The organism is Noviherbaspirillum album (genome assembly GCF_035916955.1).
GTDB classification, from domain to species: domain Bacteria; phylum Pseudomonadota; class Gammaproteobacteria; order Burkholderiales; family Burkholderiaceae_D; genus Noviherbaspirillum; species Noviherbaspirillum album.
In genome coordinates this window covers 69,436-85,868 of the sequence record NZ_JAWIIV010000010.1, presented here as the reverse complement: position 1 = coordinate 85,868, position 16,433 = coordinate 69,436, and the positions used below count along the sequence as shown (strand labels likewise).

The 16,433-nt window shown below is 64.5% G+C and carries 15 protein-coding genes; 6 read left to right on the top strand and 9 right to left on the bottom strand.

Features of this window, described 5'->3' with window-relative positions:
- Nucleotides 1–101: 101 nt before the first annotated feature.
- The 4 genes from RY831_RS13740 to RY831_RS13725 all read right to left on the bottom strand — a co-directional run bounded on the left by RY831_RS13740 (nucleotide 102) and on the right by RY831_RS13725 (nucleotide 4,458).
- Complete coding sequence (locus RY831_RS13740; protein ID WP_326506924.1) at nucleotides 102–1,244, bottom strand: UbiH/UbiF/VisC/COQ6 family ubiquinone biosynthesis hydroxylase; 1,143 nt, start codon at nucleotides 1,242–1,244, stop codon at nucleotides 102–104.
- A gap of 40 nt (nucleotides 1,245–1,284) precedes the next feature.
- Nucleotides 1,285–2,625, bottom strand: a complete 1,341-nt coding sequence (gene pepP, locus RY831_RS13735; RefSeq protein WP_326506923.1) for a Xaa-Pro aminopeptidase — start codon at nucleotides 2,623–2,625, stop codon at nucleotides 1,285–1,287.
- On the bottom strand, nucleotides 2,622–3,329 hold the full coding sequence (gene murU / locus RY831_RS13730) for an N-acetylmuramate alpha-1-phosphate uridylyltransferase MurU (protein ID WP_326506922.1): 708 nt from the start codon (nucleotides 3,327–3,329) through the stop codon (nucleotides 2,622–2,624). Before murU ends, pepP begins: the two co-directional genes overlap by 4 nt.
- A 103-nt stretch (nucleotides 3,330–3,432) precedes the next feature.
- Complete coding sequence (locus RY831_RS13725; protein ID WP_326506921.1) at nucleotides 3,433–4,458, bottom strand: aminoglycoside phosphotransferase family protein; 1,026 nt, start codon at nucleotides 4,456–4,458, stop codon at nucleotides 3,433–3,435.
- Nucleotides 4,459–4,601: 143 nt separating this feature from the next.
- Between RY831_RS13725 and RY831_RS13720 the strand changes: the two genes are divergently transcribed.
- The 4 genes from RY831_RS13720 to rsmA all read left to right on the top strand — a co-directional run bounded on the left by RY831_RS13720 (nucleotide 4,602) and on the right by rsmA (nucleotide 10,090).
- Complete coding sequence (locus RY831_RS13720; RefSeq protein ID WP_326506920.1) at nucleotides 4,602–6,764, top strand: LPS-assembly protein LptD; 2,163 nt, start codon at nucleotides 4,602–4,604, stop codon at nucleotides 6,762–6,764.
- A 15-nt stretch (nucleotides 6,765–6,779) separates the two neighbouring features.
- A complete protein-coding gene (locus RY831_RS13715) occupies nucleotides 6,780–8,225 on the top strand; it encodes a peptidylprolyl isomerase (RefSeq protein ID WP_326506919.1) in 1,446 nt (481 codons plus the stop codon).
- A gap of 7 nt (nucleotides 8,226–8,232) precedes the next feature.
- Nucleotides 8,233–9,255: a 4-hydroxythreonine-4-phosphate dehydrogenase PdxA gene (pdxA, locus tag RY831_RS13710; protein ID WP_326506918.1), complete on the top strand. Its 1,023-nt coding sequence runs from the start codon at nucleotides 8,233–8,235 to the stop codon at nucleotides 9,253–9,255.
- A gap of 61 nt (nucleotides 9,256–9,316) precedes the next feature.
- Nucleotides 9,317–10,090 carry a 16S rRNA (adenine(1518)-N(6)/adenine(1519)-N(6))-dimethyltransferase RsmA gene (gene rsmA / locus RY831_RS13705; protein WP_326506917.1) on the top strand — a complete coding sequence of 258 codons (774 nt, stop codon included), beginning with the start codon at nucleotides 9,317–9,319 and terminating at the stop codon, nucleotides 10,088–10,090.
- An 82-nt stretch (nucleotides 10,091–10,172) separates the two neighbouring features.
- Here the strand turns inward: rsmA and gloA are convergent, their stop codons facing one another.
- Complete coding sequence (gene gloA / locus RY831_RS13700) at nucleotides 10,173–10,556, bottom strand: lactoylglutathione lyase (RefSeq protein WP_326506916.1); 384 nt, start codon at nucleotides 10,554–10,556, stop codon at nucleotides 10,173–10,175.
- A gap of 279 nt (nucleotides 10,557–10,835) precedes the next feature.
- On the opposite strand from gloA, the gene RY831_RS13695 reads away from it, so the two are divergent.
- Both RY831_RS13695 and RY831_RS13690 read left to right on the top strand, forming a co-directional pair.
- The gene (locus RY831_RS13695; protein WP_326506915.1) at nucleotides 10,836–11,309 is read left to right on the top strand and encodes a hypothetical protein; all 474 of its coding nucleotides are present in this window, start codon (nucleotides 10,836–10,838) and stop codon (nucleotides 11,307–11,309) included.
- Nucleotides 11,310–11,443: 134 nt separating this feature from the next.
- A complete protein-coding gene (locus tag RY831_RS13690; protein ID WP_326506914.1) occupies nucleotides 11,444–11,884 on the top strand; it encodes a hypothetical protein in 441 nt (146 codons plus the stop codon).
- Nucleotides 11,885–11,941: 57 nt separating this feature from the next.
- Here RY831_RS13690 and RY831_RS13685 read toward each other — a convergent pair whose 3' ends face one another.
- The 4 genes from RY831_RS13685 to glyS are packed head-to-tail and all read right to left on the bottom strand — an operon-like array spanning nucleotide 11,942 to nucleotide 16,336.
- Nucleotides 11,942–12,871 (bottom strand): M48 family metallopeptidase, encoded by a 930-nt coding sequence (locus tag RY831_RS13685; protein WP_326506913.1) that lies wholly within the window; start codon nucleotides 12,869–12,871, stop codon nucleotides 11,942–11,944.
- On the bottom strand, nucleotides 12,843–13,628 hold the full coding sequence (locus RY831_RS13680) for a lysophospholipid acyltransferase family protein (protein ID WP_326506912.1): 786 nt from the start codon (nucleotides 13,626–13,628) through the stop codon (nucleotides 12,843–12,845). The genes RY831_RS13685 and RY831_RS13680 overlap by 29 nt, the downstream gene beginning before the upstream one ends.
- Nucleotides 13,629–13,688: 60 nt before the next feature.
- Nucleotides 13,689–14,243 (bottom strand): D-glycero-beta-D-manno-heptose 1,7-bisphosphate 7-phosphatase, encoded by a 555-nt coding sequence (gmhB, locus tag RY831_RS13675; RefSeq protein WP_326506911.1) that lies wholly within the window; start codon nucleotides 14,241–14,243, stop codon nucleotides 13,689–13,691.
- 2 nt (nucleotides 14,244–14,245) lie between these two features.
- Complete coding sequence (gene glyS / locus RY831_RS13670) at nucleotides 14,246–16,336, bottom strand: glycine--tRNA ligase subunit beta (RefSeq protein ID WP_326506910.1); 2,091 nt, start codon at nucleotides 16,334–16,336, stop codon at nucleotides 14,246–14,248.
- Nucleotides 16,337–16,433: the final 97 nt, after the last annotated feature.

Sequence of the window (16,433 nt, the reverse complement as noted above, 5' to 3'; positions counted from 1 at the left end):
GACGTGATCGATTCCGCGTGTTAGAAAAACAAAACCCCCGGCTGGTCCGGGGGTTTTGTTTTTCCGCTGCCTGCTATCCGATGCCGGAAGGCGGCGGGGGGTTACAGTCGGCGCCCGAACATCATCTGCTCCGCGAGTAGCTTCTTGGCAGGATCGACCAGGTCGATGAGGCCCAGCGACAAGCCGAGCACTCCCTGCGAAAGCGTGCCGCCGCCGGTGTTGGCGAACAGGCGGGCCATCGCATCGGTGAGGCGGATGGTAAGGCTGCGATCGGCTTGCCGTTCGGCGGCGAAGCGCCGCAGCGCCGACGAGGACAGGTCGGCCGCGAGAAGCCGCGCCAGCACCACGGCGTCGCGCATGCCGAGATTGAGGCCTTGGCCGGCCACCGGATGCAGCGTCTGCGCCGCATTGCCAATGGCGACCGTGCGCGCGGCGGCGGCGGGATGGGCGTTGAGGCCGAGCGGATAGGCGGCGCGCGGAGACACATTGACGAACTGGCCGACGCGGGTGCCGAAGGCATTGCCGAGTTCGGCGAGGAAGCCGGCATCCGGCAAGGCCTGCAGGCGAGCGGCCGTCGACGGCCGCACGCACCATACCATCGCATAGCCGTCTTCCTGCGGCAGCAGCGCCAGCGGACCCTCGTCGGTGAAGCGCTCGAAAGCGCGGTGGGCGACCGGGGCGGTCGAGCTTACATGAGCGATCAGCGCAGTCTGGTCATAATCGCGCCGCATGCTTTTCGCCGCCTGCTCGGAAAATACGCCGCCCTCGGCCTGCACCATGATGCCGGCGGTGATCGAACGGCCTTCGGCGAACAGCAGTTCGACTTCGTCGGCGCGTTCGGTCGCGGACGACACGTGCATCGGCCGCAGCGATGCGATGCCGGCGCTGCCTGCCGCCTTGGCGAGCGAGGACACCAGCGTGCCGTAACGGGCGACATAGCCGAGCGCCGGCAGGCCGTAGGCGTCGCGCTCGATCAGCGTGCGGCCGAAATGCCCGCGCCGCGAGACATGGATCTGATGGATGGGATCGGCGGCGACCGGCCAGCAGCCGACCTCATCGAGGATCTGCCGGCTGCCGTAGGAGAGGGCGATGGAACGCGGATCGGCGGCGGCCTGCCCGGCGGTCTTGGCATCGATCAGCGCGATGCGCTGCGAAGGCACGCCACGGCGGACCAGCTGCAGGGCCAGCGTCAGCCCGACCGGGCCGGCGCCGCAGATGGCAATGTCGTAATCGCTTGTCGTCATCGATCGTCTCTTGTGTCCGGCGCGGGATGGCTACGCTTCGTCAGCGCTTCATCACCGCTTCGATCTCGGCCACGGTCTTGGGCGCGGCGGCGGTGATCAGTTCGCAGCCGCCTTCGGTCACCAAGGCATCGTCTTCGATGCGGATGCCGATGTTCCAGTATTTTTCCGGCACGGCCGGGTCGGGGCGGACATAGATGCCGGGCTCGATGGTCAGCACCATGCCGGGCTGCAGCGTGCGCCACGGCTTGCTGCCGTCGGGCGCGGCGGGATCGCGGTAGTCGCCGACGTCGTGCACGTCCATGCCCAGCCAGTGGCCGGTGCGGTGCATGTAGAACTGGTTGTAGGCATTCTTGGCGATCACATCGTCCAGCGAGCCGACCTTGTTCCTGTCGAGCAGGCCGGTGTCCAGCATGCCCTGCGCCAGCACCTTCACGGCGGCGTCGTGACCATCCATGAAGCGCATGCCCGGCCGGGTCACCGCAACGGCGGCCTCCTGGGCGGCCAGCACCAGTTCATACAATTCCTGCTGCGGCGCGCTGAACCTGCCGTTGGCGGGGAAGGTGCGCGTGATGTCGGAGGCATAGCTGTCGAGTTCGCAGCCGGCGTCGATCAGCACCAGGTCGCCGTCCTTGAGTTCGGCATCGCTGGCGCGGTAGTGCAGCACGCAGGCATTGGCGCCGGTGGCGACGATGGAGCCGTAGGCGGGAAACTGGGAACCGTTGCGGCGGAATTCATGCAGCAGTTCGGCTTCGAGATGGTATTCGCGCAGGCCCGGGCGCGAGATCTGCATCGCGCGCCGATGGGCTTCGGCGGAAATCGCGGCGGCCTTCTTCATGATGGCGATTTCTTCCGCATCCTTGAACAGCCGCATGTCGTCGAGCAGCACCCGCACGTCATGCGCGGCGGTCGGCGGGGTGACGCCGGCGCGCGCCTGCATGCGCACCGCCTGCAGCCACTGCTGCACCTGGGCGTCGAGCTTGCTGTCGCTGCCGAGCGCGTAGAACATTGCTGGTGCATTGGCCATCAGCTTGGGCAGTTCGGCATCGAGCGCGGAGATCGGATGGGCAGCGTCGAAGCCGAAGGTTTCGCGGGCGGCTTCCGGGCCGTAGCGGTAGCCGTCCCAGATCTCGCGTTCGAGATTCTTTTCGCGGCAGAACAGGATGCTTTGATCCTTCTGCCCCTTGGCGCCGGCCACCAGCACGATCACCGCTTCCGGCTCGGTGAAGCCGGACAGATAGTAGAAGTAGCTGTCGTGCCGGTAGGGATAGTCGGCATCGCGGTTGCGCATGACTTCGGGCGCGGTCGGGATGACGGCGACGCCGCCGCCCTTGGCCCGCATCTGCGCCAACAGTGCGGCGCGACGTGCTGCGTAGGTATTCATGTTGTCCTTTCCCCGTTGAGTTGCGCCAGCCGTTCCGGCGTGCCGACATCGGTCCAGTCGCCGCGGTACACCTCGCCGCCCACCTGGCCGCGCGACGCGTATTCGCGCAGGATGGGTGCCAGCTTGGCGGCCTGCCCCGGCTCGACCGAGTCGAAGATTTCGGTGCGGTAGACGCCGATGCCGGAAAACGTGTATTTCGGATCGCCTTCATTGGCGATCGAGAAACTGTTGAGCGCGAAGTCGCCCTTGGGATTGTGCGCCGGATTCTTCACCAGATAGAGCCAGGCCGCGTCGCGCTTGTCGGCCGGATGCGGGTTGCCCCACATGTCCTTGTCCTGCAGCGCTTCCTTGACCTGTTCGAAATCGAAGTGCGGGCAATAGATGTCGGCAGCGATGGCGACGAAGGGTTCGTCGCCGAGCAGGTGGCGCGCCTTGGCGATGCCGCCGGCGGTTTCCAGCGCCGTGCCCTCGGCGGAGTAGCTGATGCGGGCGCCGAACTTCGAGCCGTCGCCGAGCGCTTCCTCGATCAGGTGCCCGAGATGCGCGTGGTTGATCACGATGTCGCGGATATCGGCGCGCACCAGGTTGAGAATGTGCCAGACGATCAGCGGCCGGCCGCGCACCGTCAGCAGCGGCTTGGGACAGGTATCGGTCAGCGGACGCATCCGTTCGCCACGTCCGGCGGCGAAGAGCATGGCTTTCATTCGATGGCTTTCTTCAATGCATTGATGACGGCGGGCGGCGCACTTGCGCGGGCCGGATGCCGCCTATTCTATCGGTTGTTGCCGCGGCCGGAGCGGAGGTGCGTCAGAAGGTAAAGCCGACCGACGGTCCCTTTTCTTCCAGTTCGTCGAGCAGGCGGATCAGCGGCGCCAGCGCGTTGTAGCGGCCGGCGGCCTTGCGGGTGTATTCCATGACCAGCGGCAGGTCCTTCAGATAGCCGTCCTTGCCGTCGCGGTGATAAAGGCGGGCGAAAATGCCGAGCACCTTGAGATGCCGCTGCAGGCCCATGAATTCGAAGTCGCGATAAAACGCGTCGACGTCCGGATTGACCGGCAGACCGGCGCGGCGCGCCTTTTCCCAGTAGCGGATCGCCCAGTCGAGCACCATTTCCTCGTCCCACTGGATGTAGGCGTCGCGCAGCAGCGAGACCAGGTCGTAGGTGATCGGTCCGTACACCGCATCCTGGAAGTCGAGGATGCCGGGATTGCCCTGGCTGGTGACCATCAGGTTGCGCGAATGATAATCTCGGTGCACGTACACCTGCGGTTGCGCCAGGTTGTTGGCCAGCAGGGCTTCAAACACCTTGTTCAGGGTTTCGGTCTGCTTCTCGGTCATCGCGATGCCTAGGTGCTTGCCCACATACCAGTCGGGAAACAGCATCAGTTCCCGGTGCAGCAGCGCGCGGTCGTATTCGGGCAGCACGCCGGGCTTGCTCTGCGCCTGGATCAGCACCAGGGCATCGATGGCATCGAGGTAAAGCTTGTGCGCGGTATCGTGGCTGAGCTGGTGCAGGTAGGTGGTATTGCCGAGATCGCTCAGCAGCAGATAGCCGCGCTCGACGTCGCGCGCCAGAATTTTGGGGACGGAAGCGCCGGTCTTGCCGAAGACTTCGGCGACATGAATGAACGGACGCACGTCTTCCTGGGGCGGCGGCGCATCCATCACGATGTAGGTTTCGCCGTCACCGCCGTCAACGCGGAAATAGCGGCGGAAGCTGGCATCGGCAGACGCCGGACGGACCGATTCGGGGGAAATCCTGGTGTCAGGCAATGCTGCAAGCCATTGTTTTATTTCGGAAAGGCGGATATCGGAGGGGGAATTTACAGACATGAAACAACCTGGCAATGAATACAATCCGGATACAATCCGTTGGAGGGTACGAGTTCCCATATAATAAGGGATTCATCTCAAAAAAGCGCCCGCCGATCCCTCTTTTCATGAACCGGTCTCCCGCAATTCCCCCTTCGCAACTTTTGCTCCGCCTCCTGGCCGCCACCATTGCCGTTGCCGCAACGCCCTCGCTCGCATCGGCCCAGGCGACCAGCCAGGCAGCCGCGGCAGATGAAAAAAATGCGCCGGCCACCGTGAGCGCCGAACAGATGAGCGGCAGGCCTGACCGGGAAGTGATCCTCGAGCGCGATGTCGAAATCATCCGCGGCCCGACCACGGTCAATGCCGACCGCGCCACCTACCGCGTGGTCGAGGACGAGATCGAGGCATCGGGCAATATCCGCCTGCGGCGCTACGGCGATACGTACACCGGCGACGAAATGCGCTTTCGGATGGAGGCCCAGGAAGGTTACGTCACCCAGCCGACTTACCGGCTGCAGCTTAACAATGCACAGGGCGGGGCGGCGCGCATCGACTTCGAGGGCGAGGACCGCGCTACCGTCACCGACGGCACCTACAGCACCTGCGAGGCGCCCGATCCCGACTGGTACCTGAAATCGAGCAAGCTCAATCTCGATACCGGCCGCGAACAAGGCCTGGCCCGCAATTCCGTCTTATATTTCAAGGGCGTGCCCATCCTGGCCGCGCCCGCCATGTCCTTCCCGCTGTCAGCCGCCCGCAAGAGCGGCGTGCTGCCGCCGACCATCGGCACCACCAACAAGGGCGGCCTCGACGTGACGGTGCCGTACTACTTCAACATTGCACCCAACCGCGACCTGACGCTGTACCCAAGGCTGTTTGCACGGCGCGGGTTGCAGCTGGGCGCGGAGGCGCGCTATCTCGGCGAATCCTATTCCGGCGAAACACGCGTCGAATACCTGCCCGAGGACAGGCGCACTCGCACCACGCGCTATGCGTATTCCTCCACCCATACGCAGTCGCTGTCGCCCAACCTGTTCTATACCTGGAACATCAACGGCGCTTCCGACGACCAGTATCCGGACGACATCACCCGCACCCGTACCGCGGCCAGCCAGCGCCTCCTGCCCCGGGATTTCGCGCTGAACTACGGCGGCACTTTCTGGAATGCTTCGGCGCGGGCGTCGAGCTACCAGGTGTTGCAGGATCCGATCGTGCCTATCGCGCGGCCTTACGATCGCCTTCCGCAGATCAGCTTCCAGAGCGGCCGCCAGGATGTCGCCGGCGGATTCGACTGGAACGCGGATGCCGAATACACGCATTTCTACCACCCGGACCTGCTGCGCGGCGACCGCCTGCTGATCAATCCGCGGATCGCGTATCCGATCATCCGGCCCGGCTATTTCATTACGCCCAAGCTGTCGCTGCACGGCACCAAGTACAACCTGGAAAATCCCGCGCCCGGCGCCCGGGACAGCCTGTCGCGCTTCCTGCCCACGGTGTCGCTCGACAGCGGCATGGTGTTCGAACGCGATGCAAAATTCCTCGGCAACAGCATGACCCAGACGCTGGAGCCGCGCCTGTTCTACGTGTACACGCCCTACCGCGACCAGAGCGCATTCCCCCTGTTCGACACGGCCGAGGCGGACCTCAGCTTCGCCCAGCTGTTCAGCGAAAACCGTTTCATCGGCAATGACCGTATCAGCGACGCCAACGAAGTCACCGCGGCGCTGATCTCGCGCTACATCGAACCTTCCGGAGCGGAGCGCATCCGCTTTGCCGTGGGCCAGCGCTTCTATCTCGACGAGCAGCGCGTGACCCTGGGCACCACCCGCAATGAAAGCCGGTCCGACTTGCTGGTGTCGATCTACGGGCGCGTGTCCCAGAGCGTCAGCGTCGACACCAACATACAGTACAGCCAGACGCTCGACTCCATCAGCCGCGCCAATTACGGCGTGCAGTGGCATCCGGCGCCGCGGCAGGTGCTCAATCTCAAGTATCGCCGCGACCGTGTCAACAACCTGGAACAGGTCGATCTTTCCGGCCAATGGCCGATCTCCAGCCGCTGGTACGGCGTGGCGCGCGTCAACTATTCGCTGCCGGACAGCAAGGTTGCAGAAGGCCTGCTGGGCCTCGAATACAAGGCCGACTGCTGGATATTCCGCGTGGTCGGCCAGCGCACGCCGACCGCGACCACCGCGGCCACCACCTCGCTCTTCTTCCAGCTGGAATTGAACGGCCTGACCCGTCTCGGCTCCAATCCGCTGGATGCGCTGCGAGCCAATATTCCCGGCTACCAGTTGGTGAACCAACCCAGTAACCCCTAACGAAGTACGCGAATCATGAAGACATTATCGACACTGCGAGTTGCAACGAACCCGGTCCGCAGCATTGCGCTGGCGGCGGCAATGCTCTGCGGCGCAGGCCTGCTGCAGCAGGCGCATGCCCAGTTCAAGGCTGCGCCCTCGGCGGTCGCGCCGGCGGCTCCTTCCGGGGCAATGCCCGCGCCGGCAGCCCAGAGCGCGCCGCGCATCTACCTGGCCGATGCGATCATCGCCGTCGTCAACAATGAAGTCATCACGCGCCAGGAACTGGTGGAGCGGCTGCGGCAGGTGGAGCAGCGCATGCGCAACCAGAACATCGCGCTGCCGCCGCAGGCCGAATTTCAGAGGCAGATGCTCGAGCGCATGATCGTCGATCGCGCGCAGCTGCAGCTGGCAAAGGAACTCGGCATCCGCGTCGACGACGCCATGCTCGACCGCGCGGTTGCGCGTATCGCCGAACAGAACAAGATGACGCTGACGCAGTTCCGCTCCGAACTGGAGCGGGGCGGCACTCCGTTCGCCCGTTTCCGCGAAGAGATCCGCGAAGACATCATCATGCAGCGGCTGCGCGAGCGCGAAGTCGACAACAAGATCCAGATTTCCGAATCCGAGGTCGACAACTATCTCGCGGCGGAACAGAGCGCGGCGGCCAATCAGAAGGAATACAACGTGGCGCACATCCTGGTGCGCATCCCGGAAAACGCCACGCCCGAGCAGACCGCCGAACGCCGGCGCCGCGCCGAGGAAGTGCTGCGCCAGGTCCAGGGCGGCGGCGATTTCGCCAAGCTGGCGGCCACCTATTCGGATGCCACCGACGCCCTGACCGGCGGCGACCTCGGCTGGCGCGGCCCGGAGCGGCTGCCGCAATTGTTCGTCGATGCCATCGCGTCCATGAAGCAGGGCGATGTGTCGCAGCTGCTCAAGAGCAATACCGGTTTCCATATCGTCAAGCTGGCGGGCGAGCGCACGCCCAGCGTGATGAAGGGCGGCGCCGCCGTGGCGTCGGTGCAGCAGACCCGCGTGCGCCACATCCTGATCAAGACCAACCAGATCGTGACGCCGTCGGAAGCGCGCCGCAAGCTCAACGAACTGAAGCAGCGCCTGGACAATAAGGCGGCGACCTTCGAGGAGCTGGCCAAGCTGTTCTCCAACGACTTGTCCGCTTCGCGCGGCGGCGACCTCGGCTGGATCTACCCGGGCGACACCGTGCCCGAGTTCGAGCGCGCAATGGATGCCCTGCAGCCGGGGCAGGTCAGCGAGCCGGTGGAGTCGCCGTTCGGCTATCACCTGATCCAGGTGGTCGAGCGCAAGACGGATGACGTATCGAAAGAGCGCCAGCGCCTGATCGCGCGCCAGGCCATCCGCGAGCGCAAGCTGGAAGAGGCGACTCAGGACTGGCTGCGCCAGCTGCGCGACCGCGCCTACGTCGAATACCGCTTCGACAACGCCGATTCGCGTTCCTGATTTCCGGATGAAGACCAGGCCGATCATTGCCGTCACCTGCGGCGAACCCGCGGGCATCGGTCCCGAGATTTCCATCCGGGCCGCCTGGGAGCTGCGCGAGCAGGTGCGCAGCGTGCTCGTCGGCGATGCCGCGCTGCTGTCCATGATCGCGGGCGACATCGATCCGGCGATTCGCCTGACGGCGCTGTCCACCATGGCGCTCGAACACGGCGGCCTGCCCGATCTCGGGCCGGACCGGATCGCGGTGATCGATTGCCCGCTCGCCGAACCGGCGGTGCCCGGCCGGCTCGATCCGCGCAACGGCCATGCGGTGCTGCAGACACTCGACGTGGCCATCGAAGGCGCGATGCGGCGGCGCTTCGACGCCATCGTCACCGCGCCGTTGCAGAAGAGCACCATCAACGACGCCGGCGTTCCGTTCACCGGCCACACCGAGTATCTCGCCGAAAAGACCGGGACGCCGCAGGTGGTAATGATGCTGGCCGGCGGCGAACCGCTGCTGCGGGTGGCGCTGGCGACCACCCACCTGCCGCTGAAGGATGTCTCCGCGGCCATCACCTTCGATAGCCTGATGACGACAATCGAGATCGTGCATGCCGATTTGCGGCGCAAATTCGGCCTCGCGCAGCCCCGCATCCTGGTCACAGGCCTGAATCCGCATGCGGGCGAGGGCGGCTATCTCGGCCGCGAGGAAATCGACGTCATCACGCCGGTGCTGCAGTCTGCGCAGGCTGCGGGCATCGCCGTCAGCGGCCCGTATCCTGCCGACACGCTGTTCCAGCCGAAGTATCTGCAGGACGCCGACTGCGTGCTGGCCATGTACCATGACCAGGGCCTCCCGGTGCTCAAGCATGCGAGCTTCGGGCGCGGCGTCAATATCACGCTCGGCCTGCCCATCATCCGCACCTCGGTCGACCACGGCACGGCGCTCGACCTGGCCGCCGCCGGCATTGGCCAGGCTGACCATGGCAGCATGGTGGTCGCCATCCAGGTCGCGGCGCAGATGGCGCGGGCGGCCGCCGCACCCTGAGCAGGTCACGCATCCGGGGCCGCTCGTGCCGGCCCGGCTCCACCAACGATTTCGGCATTCCATGAAACACATTCCCCGCAAGCGCTTCGGCCAGAATTTCCTTACCGATCAGACCGTGCTGTACGACATCATCCGCGCGATCGATCCACAGCCAGACGACGCCATGGTTGAGATCGGCCCCGGCCTGGCGGCGATGACCGGCCTGCTGCTGGAATCGCTGCGCCAGCTGCATGTGGTGGAACTCGACCGCGACCTGGTCGCGCGGCTGAAAAAGAATTTCGATCCCGCGCGCCTGGTTGTGCATGAGGGCGATGCGCTGAAATTCGATTTCGCATCGATACCGGTGGCCGAAGGCGGCAAGCTGCGCGTCGTCGGCAATCTTCCCTACAACATCTCCAGCCCACTGCTGTTTCACCTGGCGGCCATTGCGCCGCAGGTGCAAGACCAGCATTTCATGCTGCAGAAGGAAGTGGTGGAGCGCATGGTGGCCGAGCCGGGCGGCAAGAGCTTCGGCCGCCTGTCGGTGATGCTGCAATGGCGCTATTACATGGACCTGCTGTTCGTGGTTCCGCCGTCGGCCTTCGATCCGCCTCCGCAGGTGGATTCCGCGATCGTGCGCATGATTCCGCTGCCCAATCCGCTTCCTTGCGACGAAAAGAAGCTGGAGCAGGTGGTGACCAAGGCTTTCTCTCAGCGACGCAAGGTGATCCGCAACTGCGTGGCCGGCATGTTCACGGAGAATGACCTGATCGATGCAGGGGTGGATCCGCAGGCGCGTCCGGAGGCGGTGCCGGTCGAGCAGTTCGTGGCGCTGGCGAACCGGCTCGGAACATGAGTCCGGGGCTCGCGCACTGACGTTTTTCCGCGCGGGCGCGAAACCTCTTCGCGCCGCAGTTTGAAAGAGTTTTACCCGGCCCTCAATCCCGCTGGATAAATTCGATCTTGTACCCGTCCGGATCCTGCACGAAGGCGATCACGGTGGAGCCACCCTTGACCGGGCCGGCTTCGCGCGTGACCGTGCCGCCCTGCGCCTTGACCGCATCGCAGGCCTTGTAGGCATCCTCGACTTGGAGCGCGATATGGCCGTAGGCGGTGCCCAGGTCATACTTTTCCACGCCATAGTTGTAGGTCAGCTCCAGCTCGGCATGCTCGGGATTGCTGCCGTAGCCGACGAAGGCCAGCTTGTACTGCTGTTCGGGCCGGTCGGTGGTGCGCAGCAGTTTCATGCCGAGCACCTTGGTGTAGAAATCGATGGAACGCTGCAGGTCGCCGACTCGCAGCATGGTGTGAAGAATGCGCATGGTTGCTCCGTTTGATGGTTAGACCATTAGGCCGCGCGGCACCTTGCGGCGCGGCTTCGTGGTTGCTGAAAATTGAATGATGGACGCGTTCCGGGACGACGGCCTGGCCGCTCGTCCTGATGCTGAAGTACCGGTTGCTAGGATACCGGCAAAGCGCCAGGCCTGCTTTCACGCGGCGCCCCGAACTGCAAGCCCGATGCTTGAAAACACCAGCCCGCGATGCGCCGATGCGCCGATGCGCACATCGATGGAACCAAAGCCGCCCCGGCTGCCACAGACATGGCCAACGTAACCGGCCCGGTGCCGTGCCTGACCATGACGCTCAAGATCATTCGCCCTGCTTATCCAACCACATTGCTCGTCTTCAGCACGCTGTTCGACAACTACGGCGTCGCGCATCACCGTGCCCATGCTTATGAACCCGAATCCTACCTGGAGCTTCCGGATCTGTACGCCATCTGCGTCATCGACGAATTGCAGAGGCCTGAACGGATGGTGGGCGGAATGCTCGTCAAGACCAATATCGGCTACGACGAGCCGGGCTTCCTGCCCGGGCTGCTGAGCATCATCAGCCTCGTTCCCGAGCTTCGCAGCGTCTCGCATGAGCACTGCAGCCTGCTGCCGGCGCCGATCGACGCCGATAACCCGGCTCCGCTGACGGAAGACCAGTCGCTGCATGTCTTCCGTCAGTTGTGGTCGGAACACCAGTCGAAGCAGCTTTTGCAGGCGCTTCCGAAGCTGCATGCCGGCTGAATCCACGCATCCGCCTGCCGCGACGCGGCATCGGCAGGCGTCATACCAATCCCAAACCATGTCATGACTTGGGATTGGTATCGCATGCCTTTAATCCCTTTTATTCGCCAATCAATTATCAATCCGGGATTCCGATGAATATCCTGCCTGCTCTATTCACGACTGCTGCCATCGGCCAGCAGCCTCTATTCGAGACCGAACGCTTTACCCTGGTCCCGCTCTCGCCGGCAAAGGTGCGCGAACTCGCCGAAATGCTCTTGCAGGATGAAGCACTGGCGTCGCAGATTCCCTGGCTGGAAGATAAATCACGGGATGGCGCGGCACGAGAAGCCTACGGCATGGAATTGCAGGCCGCCGCCGGACAGCTCAAGGCCTGGGGCGTCATCGCGCGCGAACTGCGGATGCATGTCGGCATGATCTTCACCAAGAATTCACTGGCAGGGATCGACGTGGAAGTGCTCGTCGCCTCGCAGTTCGGGGGCCGGGAAGTCGCCGACGAGGCAGGCGATCCCGTGCTGGACTGGCTGGATGATCATGCCGAAGTGATACATGAATTTCCGGCCATCCTGCATTGATCGGAGCCTTGGGGCAGCCGCATGGCCGGCGCAGTCCCGGCTCAAATGCATCGGCCGTCAGAATGACGGCAAGGTGTCCGGCCCGCTTTCGCGCAGCACCCGCTTGGCCGCCTGGAATTCCGGAAATACCGATTGCACGGTGGCCCAGAAGCGCGGGCTGTGGTTCATCTCGCGCAGGTGCGACAATTCATGCGCGACCACGTAATCGATCATCGGCATGGCGAAATGCACCAGGCGCCAGTTCAGCCGGATCTTGCCTTCGGCCGTGCAGGAGCCCCATTGCGTGGTGGCGGATGACAGCGCAAAGGATTTGTAGACCACGCCCAGCCGCTCGGCATAGATGGGCAGGCGCTCGGCGAAGATGCGCCTGGCTTCCGTCTGCAGCCAGCCCTGCACCCTGTCCTTTAACTGTTGTTCGCCGGCGTCCGGCGGCAGGCTCACCGTCAGCTCGCGGGCGGCGGCATCGAAGGCGATGCCGGATGCCTGCGCGGCCAGGATGCGCAGCGTGATGTCGCCGCCGAGATAGGGCAGCGTCGCGCCGTCGCACCATTGCATCTGCGGCTGCAGTCGCCGCGCGGAACGCTCGCGGCGTTCGCGCAGCTTGGTCAGGATCCAGCGCTGCTTTTCGCGGATCGCGCTTTCGATTTCCGCGATCGGCACCCAGCGCGGCGCGGTAATGCGCAAGCCGTCCTCGTCGATCAGGAAACCGATGGTGCGCCGCTTGGAACGCTGCAGACGATATTCGAGCAGATGTTCCCCGAGCTGCAGCCGGCGCCGGCCCGCCAGGGACGACGGCTTGTCGGGCGTGGCCGGTTCCGCGGAAGAGGGAGACGATTCAGCCGCCTGGAATTGGGGCATTTGCCCGGACCTCGGCGCATGCTTCGGCGCCGGCTGGTCCACGGCCGGCACCGAGGTATCGGAAGAAAAGAAGTCGAGCTGCAGCGCGAGCTGCTGAGGATCAGGCGGAATCTGGCGTAGCAGCTTCAAGGGAGTCGGTGACCTTGTGGTTGGCATAGATGCCGGGCGAGGAAATCACCCGCATCTCGGATTCTATCCAATTTTCAACTTGTTGCATCAGTTCGGCCGGATGGCGTCCTTCGGAAGAGATCGGCTTGCCGATCGAGACGGTGATCAGGCCCGGCTTCTTGATGAATGAATTCTTCGGCCAGCATTCGCCGGCGTTCAATGCGATGGGCACTACCACGGCACCCGTCTCGACCGCGAGCCGGGTGCCGCCGCTCTTGTACTTGCCCTGCGTGCCGACCTTCGAGCGGGTACCTTCGGGGAACATGATGATCCACTGTCCGCTGGCCAGGCGGCGCTTGCCGTGTTCGACCACCTGTGCGAATGCATCCTTGCTCTTGCTGCGGTCGATCGGGATCATGCGCAGCAGGGCGATGCCCCAGCCGAAGAAGGGAATGTAGAGCAGTTCCTTCTTGAACACGTAGACCAGCGGGCGCGGCAGCGCATAGAACAGAAAGATGGTTTCCCAGGCCGACTGGTGCTTCGACAGTACGATCGCCGGGCAGTCGGGGAAATTTTCCGCGCCCTTGATCTGATAGCGGATGCCGCATATCACGCGCGCCGATCCGATGATGAACTTGTTCCACAGGCCGGTCATGTAATAGCGCTGGTTATACGGCAGCGGCGCGAACAGGAAGCACAGCGGCGCCCAGATGACGGTGGCGACCAGCATCAGCAGGGCGAACACCACGGAGCGCAGGAATAAAACGGGATGTGACATCGATTCTCCAAAAGCGGCCGGTTGTGCCGGCCTGTTACTTATGCGGCATTCATGCAGCGCTCAGGCGGCGGCGTCCGCGGTTGACTTGAGCAGGTGGTCGACCACGGCGGCAAGATCGGCGTGAATGGTGGTGCCCGGCGGCAGGCCGCCCTTGCTGCGCGTGCTTTCACCCTTGCCGGTCAGGACCAGGTAGGGAACGCAGCCGACCATGAAGCCCGACTGCAGGTCGCGCAGCGAATCGCCCACCGTCGGCACGCCTTTCAGGTTGACGTCGAAGCGCGCGGCGATATCCTGCAGCATGCCCGGCTTGGGCTTGCGGCAGTCGCAATGGTCATCGGCCGAGTGCGGGCAGAAGAAGATGGCGTCGATGTCGGCGCCGGCCTGCTGCGCCGCGGTGTGCAGCTTCTGGTGGATGGCATTGAGCGTGACGATGTTGAACAGGCCGCGCGCAATGCCGGACTGGTTGGTCGCCACCACCACGCGGTAGCCGGCCTGGTTGAGCCGCGCGATCGCCTCAAGCGAACCCGGGATAGGCACCCACTCGTCCGGCGACTTGATGAATTCGTCGGAATCGTGGTTGATCACGCCGTCGCGGTCGAGGATGATCAGCTTCATGTTCAGGCGGCCAGCTTGGAAATGTCGGCGACCCGGTTCATCATGCCGTGCAGGTCCGACAGCAGCGCGATGCGGTTCCTGCGCAGCTGCTCGTCCTCGGCCATGACCATGACATCATTGAAGAAGGCATCGACATTGTCGCGCAGCCTGGCCAGCGACATCAGCGTGCCGGCGAAATCGCCCTTGGCGAAGGCGGCATCGACCTGCGGCTTGAGCTGCGACATCGCCGAGTGCAGTCCTTCCTCGGCGCTTTCCTTGAGCAGGTTCGGCTGCACCGCGGCCGCGGCTTGTGCGCCTTCATTCTTCTTCAGGATGTTGGTGATGCGCTTGTTGGCGGCAGCCAGCGATTCGGATTCCGGCAATGCGGCAAAGGCTTTCACCGCGTCGAGACGCTCGAGAATGTTGTCGAGGCGGTCGGGATTCTGCGCGACCACCGCTTCGATCTCGTTCTGCGCATAGCCGCGCTCGCGCAGCAGGCCGCGCAGGCGGTCGAGCATGAAGGCAAACACTTCGCCGGTGGCATCCTTGAAGTTGGCATTGCCGGCGAACAGCTGCGCGGCGTCGCCCAGCAGGCTGGTCAGCGACAGCGGCAGGCGCTTTTCCACCAGCATGCGCAGCACGCCGAGCGCATGGCGGCGCAGCGCGAACGGGTCCTTGTCGCCGGTCGGCTGCAGGCCGATGCCCCAGATGCCGACCAGGGTTTCGAGCTTGTCGGCCAGGGCGACCACGGTGCCGGTCTGCGTCGAAGGCAAGGCATCGCCGGCGAAGCGCGGCTGGTAATGCTCGGAGGCGGCCAGCGCCACTTCTTCCGGCTCGCCGTCGTGGCGCGCATAGTAGGTGCCCATGATGCCCTGCAGTTCGGGGAACTCGCCGACCATGTCGGTCAGCAAGTCGGCCTTGGCCAGCAGCGCGCCGCGTTCGGCGAGCGCCGTATCGGCGCCGAGCGCGGCGGCGATCCTGCCGGCCAGCGCCTGCACGCGTTCGGTGCGCTGGCCCTGGGTGCCGAGCTTGTTGTGATAGACCACGCTGGCCAGCCCGGGAATGCGGTCGGCCAGCTTCTTCTTCTTGTCCTGCTCGAAGAAAAATTTCGCATCCGAAAGGCGCGGGCGCACCACGCGCTCGTTGCCGCCGATGATGTGCTGCGGATCGCCGGTCTCGATGTTGGAGACGATGAGGAAGCGCGAGCGCAGCTTGCCGGCGGCGTCGGTCAGGGCGAAGTATTTCTGGTTGGTCTGCATCGTGAGAATCAGGCATTCCTGAGGCACGCTCAGGAAGACGTCCTCGAAACGGCATTCATAGACCACCGGCCATTCGACCAGCGCATTCACCTCGTCGAGCAGCGATTCCGGCATCAGCACCTGGTCGCCGTTGGCCTTGTCCTGCAGCGATGCGCGGATGCGTTCCTTGCGCTCGGCAACGGAAGCAATGACGCGGCCCTTCGCCTGCAGCGTGTCGGCATAGGCGTCGGCATGATTGATCTCCAGCTCGCCGGCGGACAGGAAGCGATGGCCGAGGGTGGTGCGGCCTGCGCTCAGCCCAAGCGCGGTGACCGGCACCACGTCGGCGCCATGCAGCGCGATCAGCTTGTGCGCGGGACGCACGAACTGCACCGTCTCGCCGTCGGGACGCTGGTAGCTCATCAGCTTCGGGATCGGCAGCTTGCCCAGGGTTTCCTCGAGCGCCGCCTGCAGGCCGGCCTGCAGGCGGGAGCCGGCCGCGGTGTAAGTGTAGAAGAAGCTTTCCGCCTTGCCGTCGGAAGCTCGCTCCAGGTCGCCGACCTTCAGATCGGGGAAGCCGAGGGCGGCCAGCTTCTTGGCCAGCGGCGCGGCGGGATTGCCGTCCTTGTCGAGCGCGACCGATACCGGCAGTATCTTTTCACGGATGGACTTGTCGGGCGAGGTGGCACGCACGCCGGTGATCGACACGGCCAGGCGGCGCGGCGTCGCGTAGGCGGTGGCCTTGGCGTCGGCCTCGATGAAATCGCGTGCCTTCAGGCCGTTGAGAATGCCTGCGGCGAAGGCGTCGCCCAGTTTTGCCAGCGCCTTCGGCGGCAGTTCTTCGGTGAGCAGTTCGACTAAGAGTGTTTGGTTCATATGTTTGCCGTCGTGCCGGCGCGGGGCCGGCCTATCGTGTCTATGCGGGTCGGTGCGGATCGTTTCAAGCAGCCATCGCGCCACGGGAATGGAATGT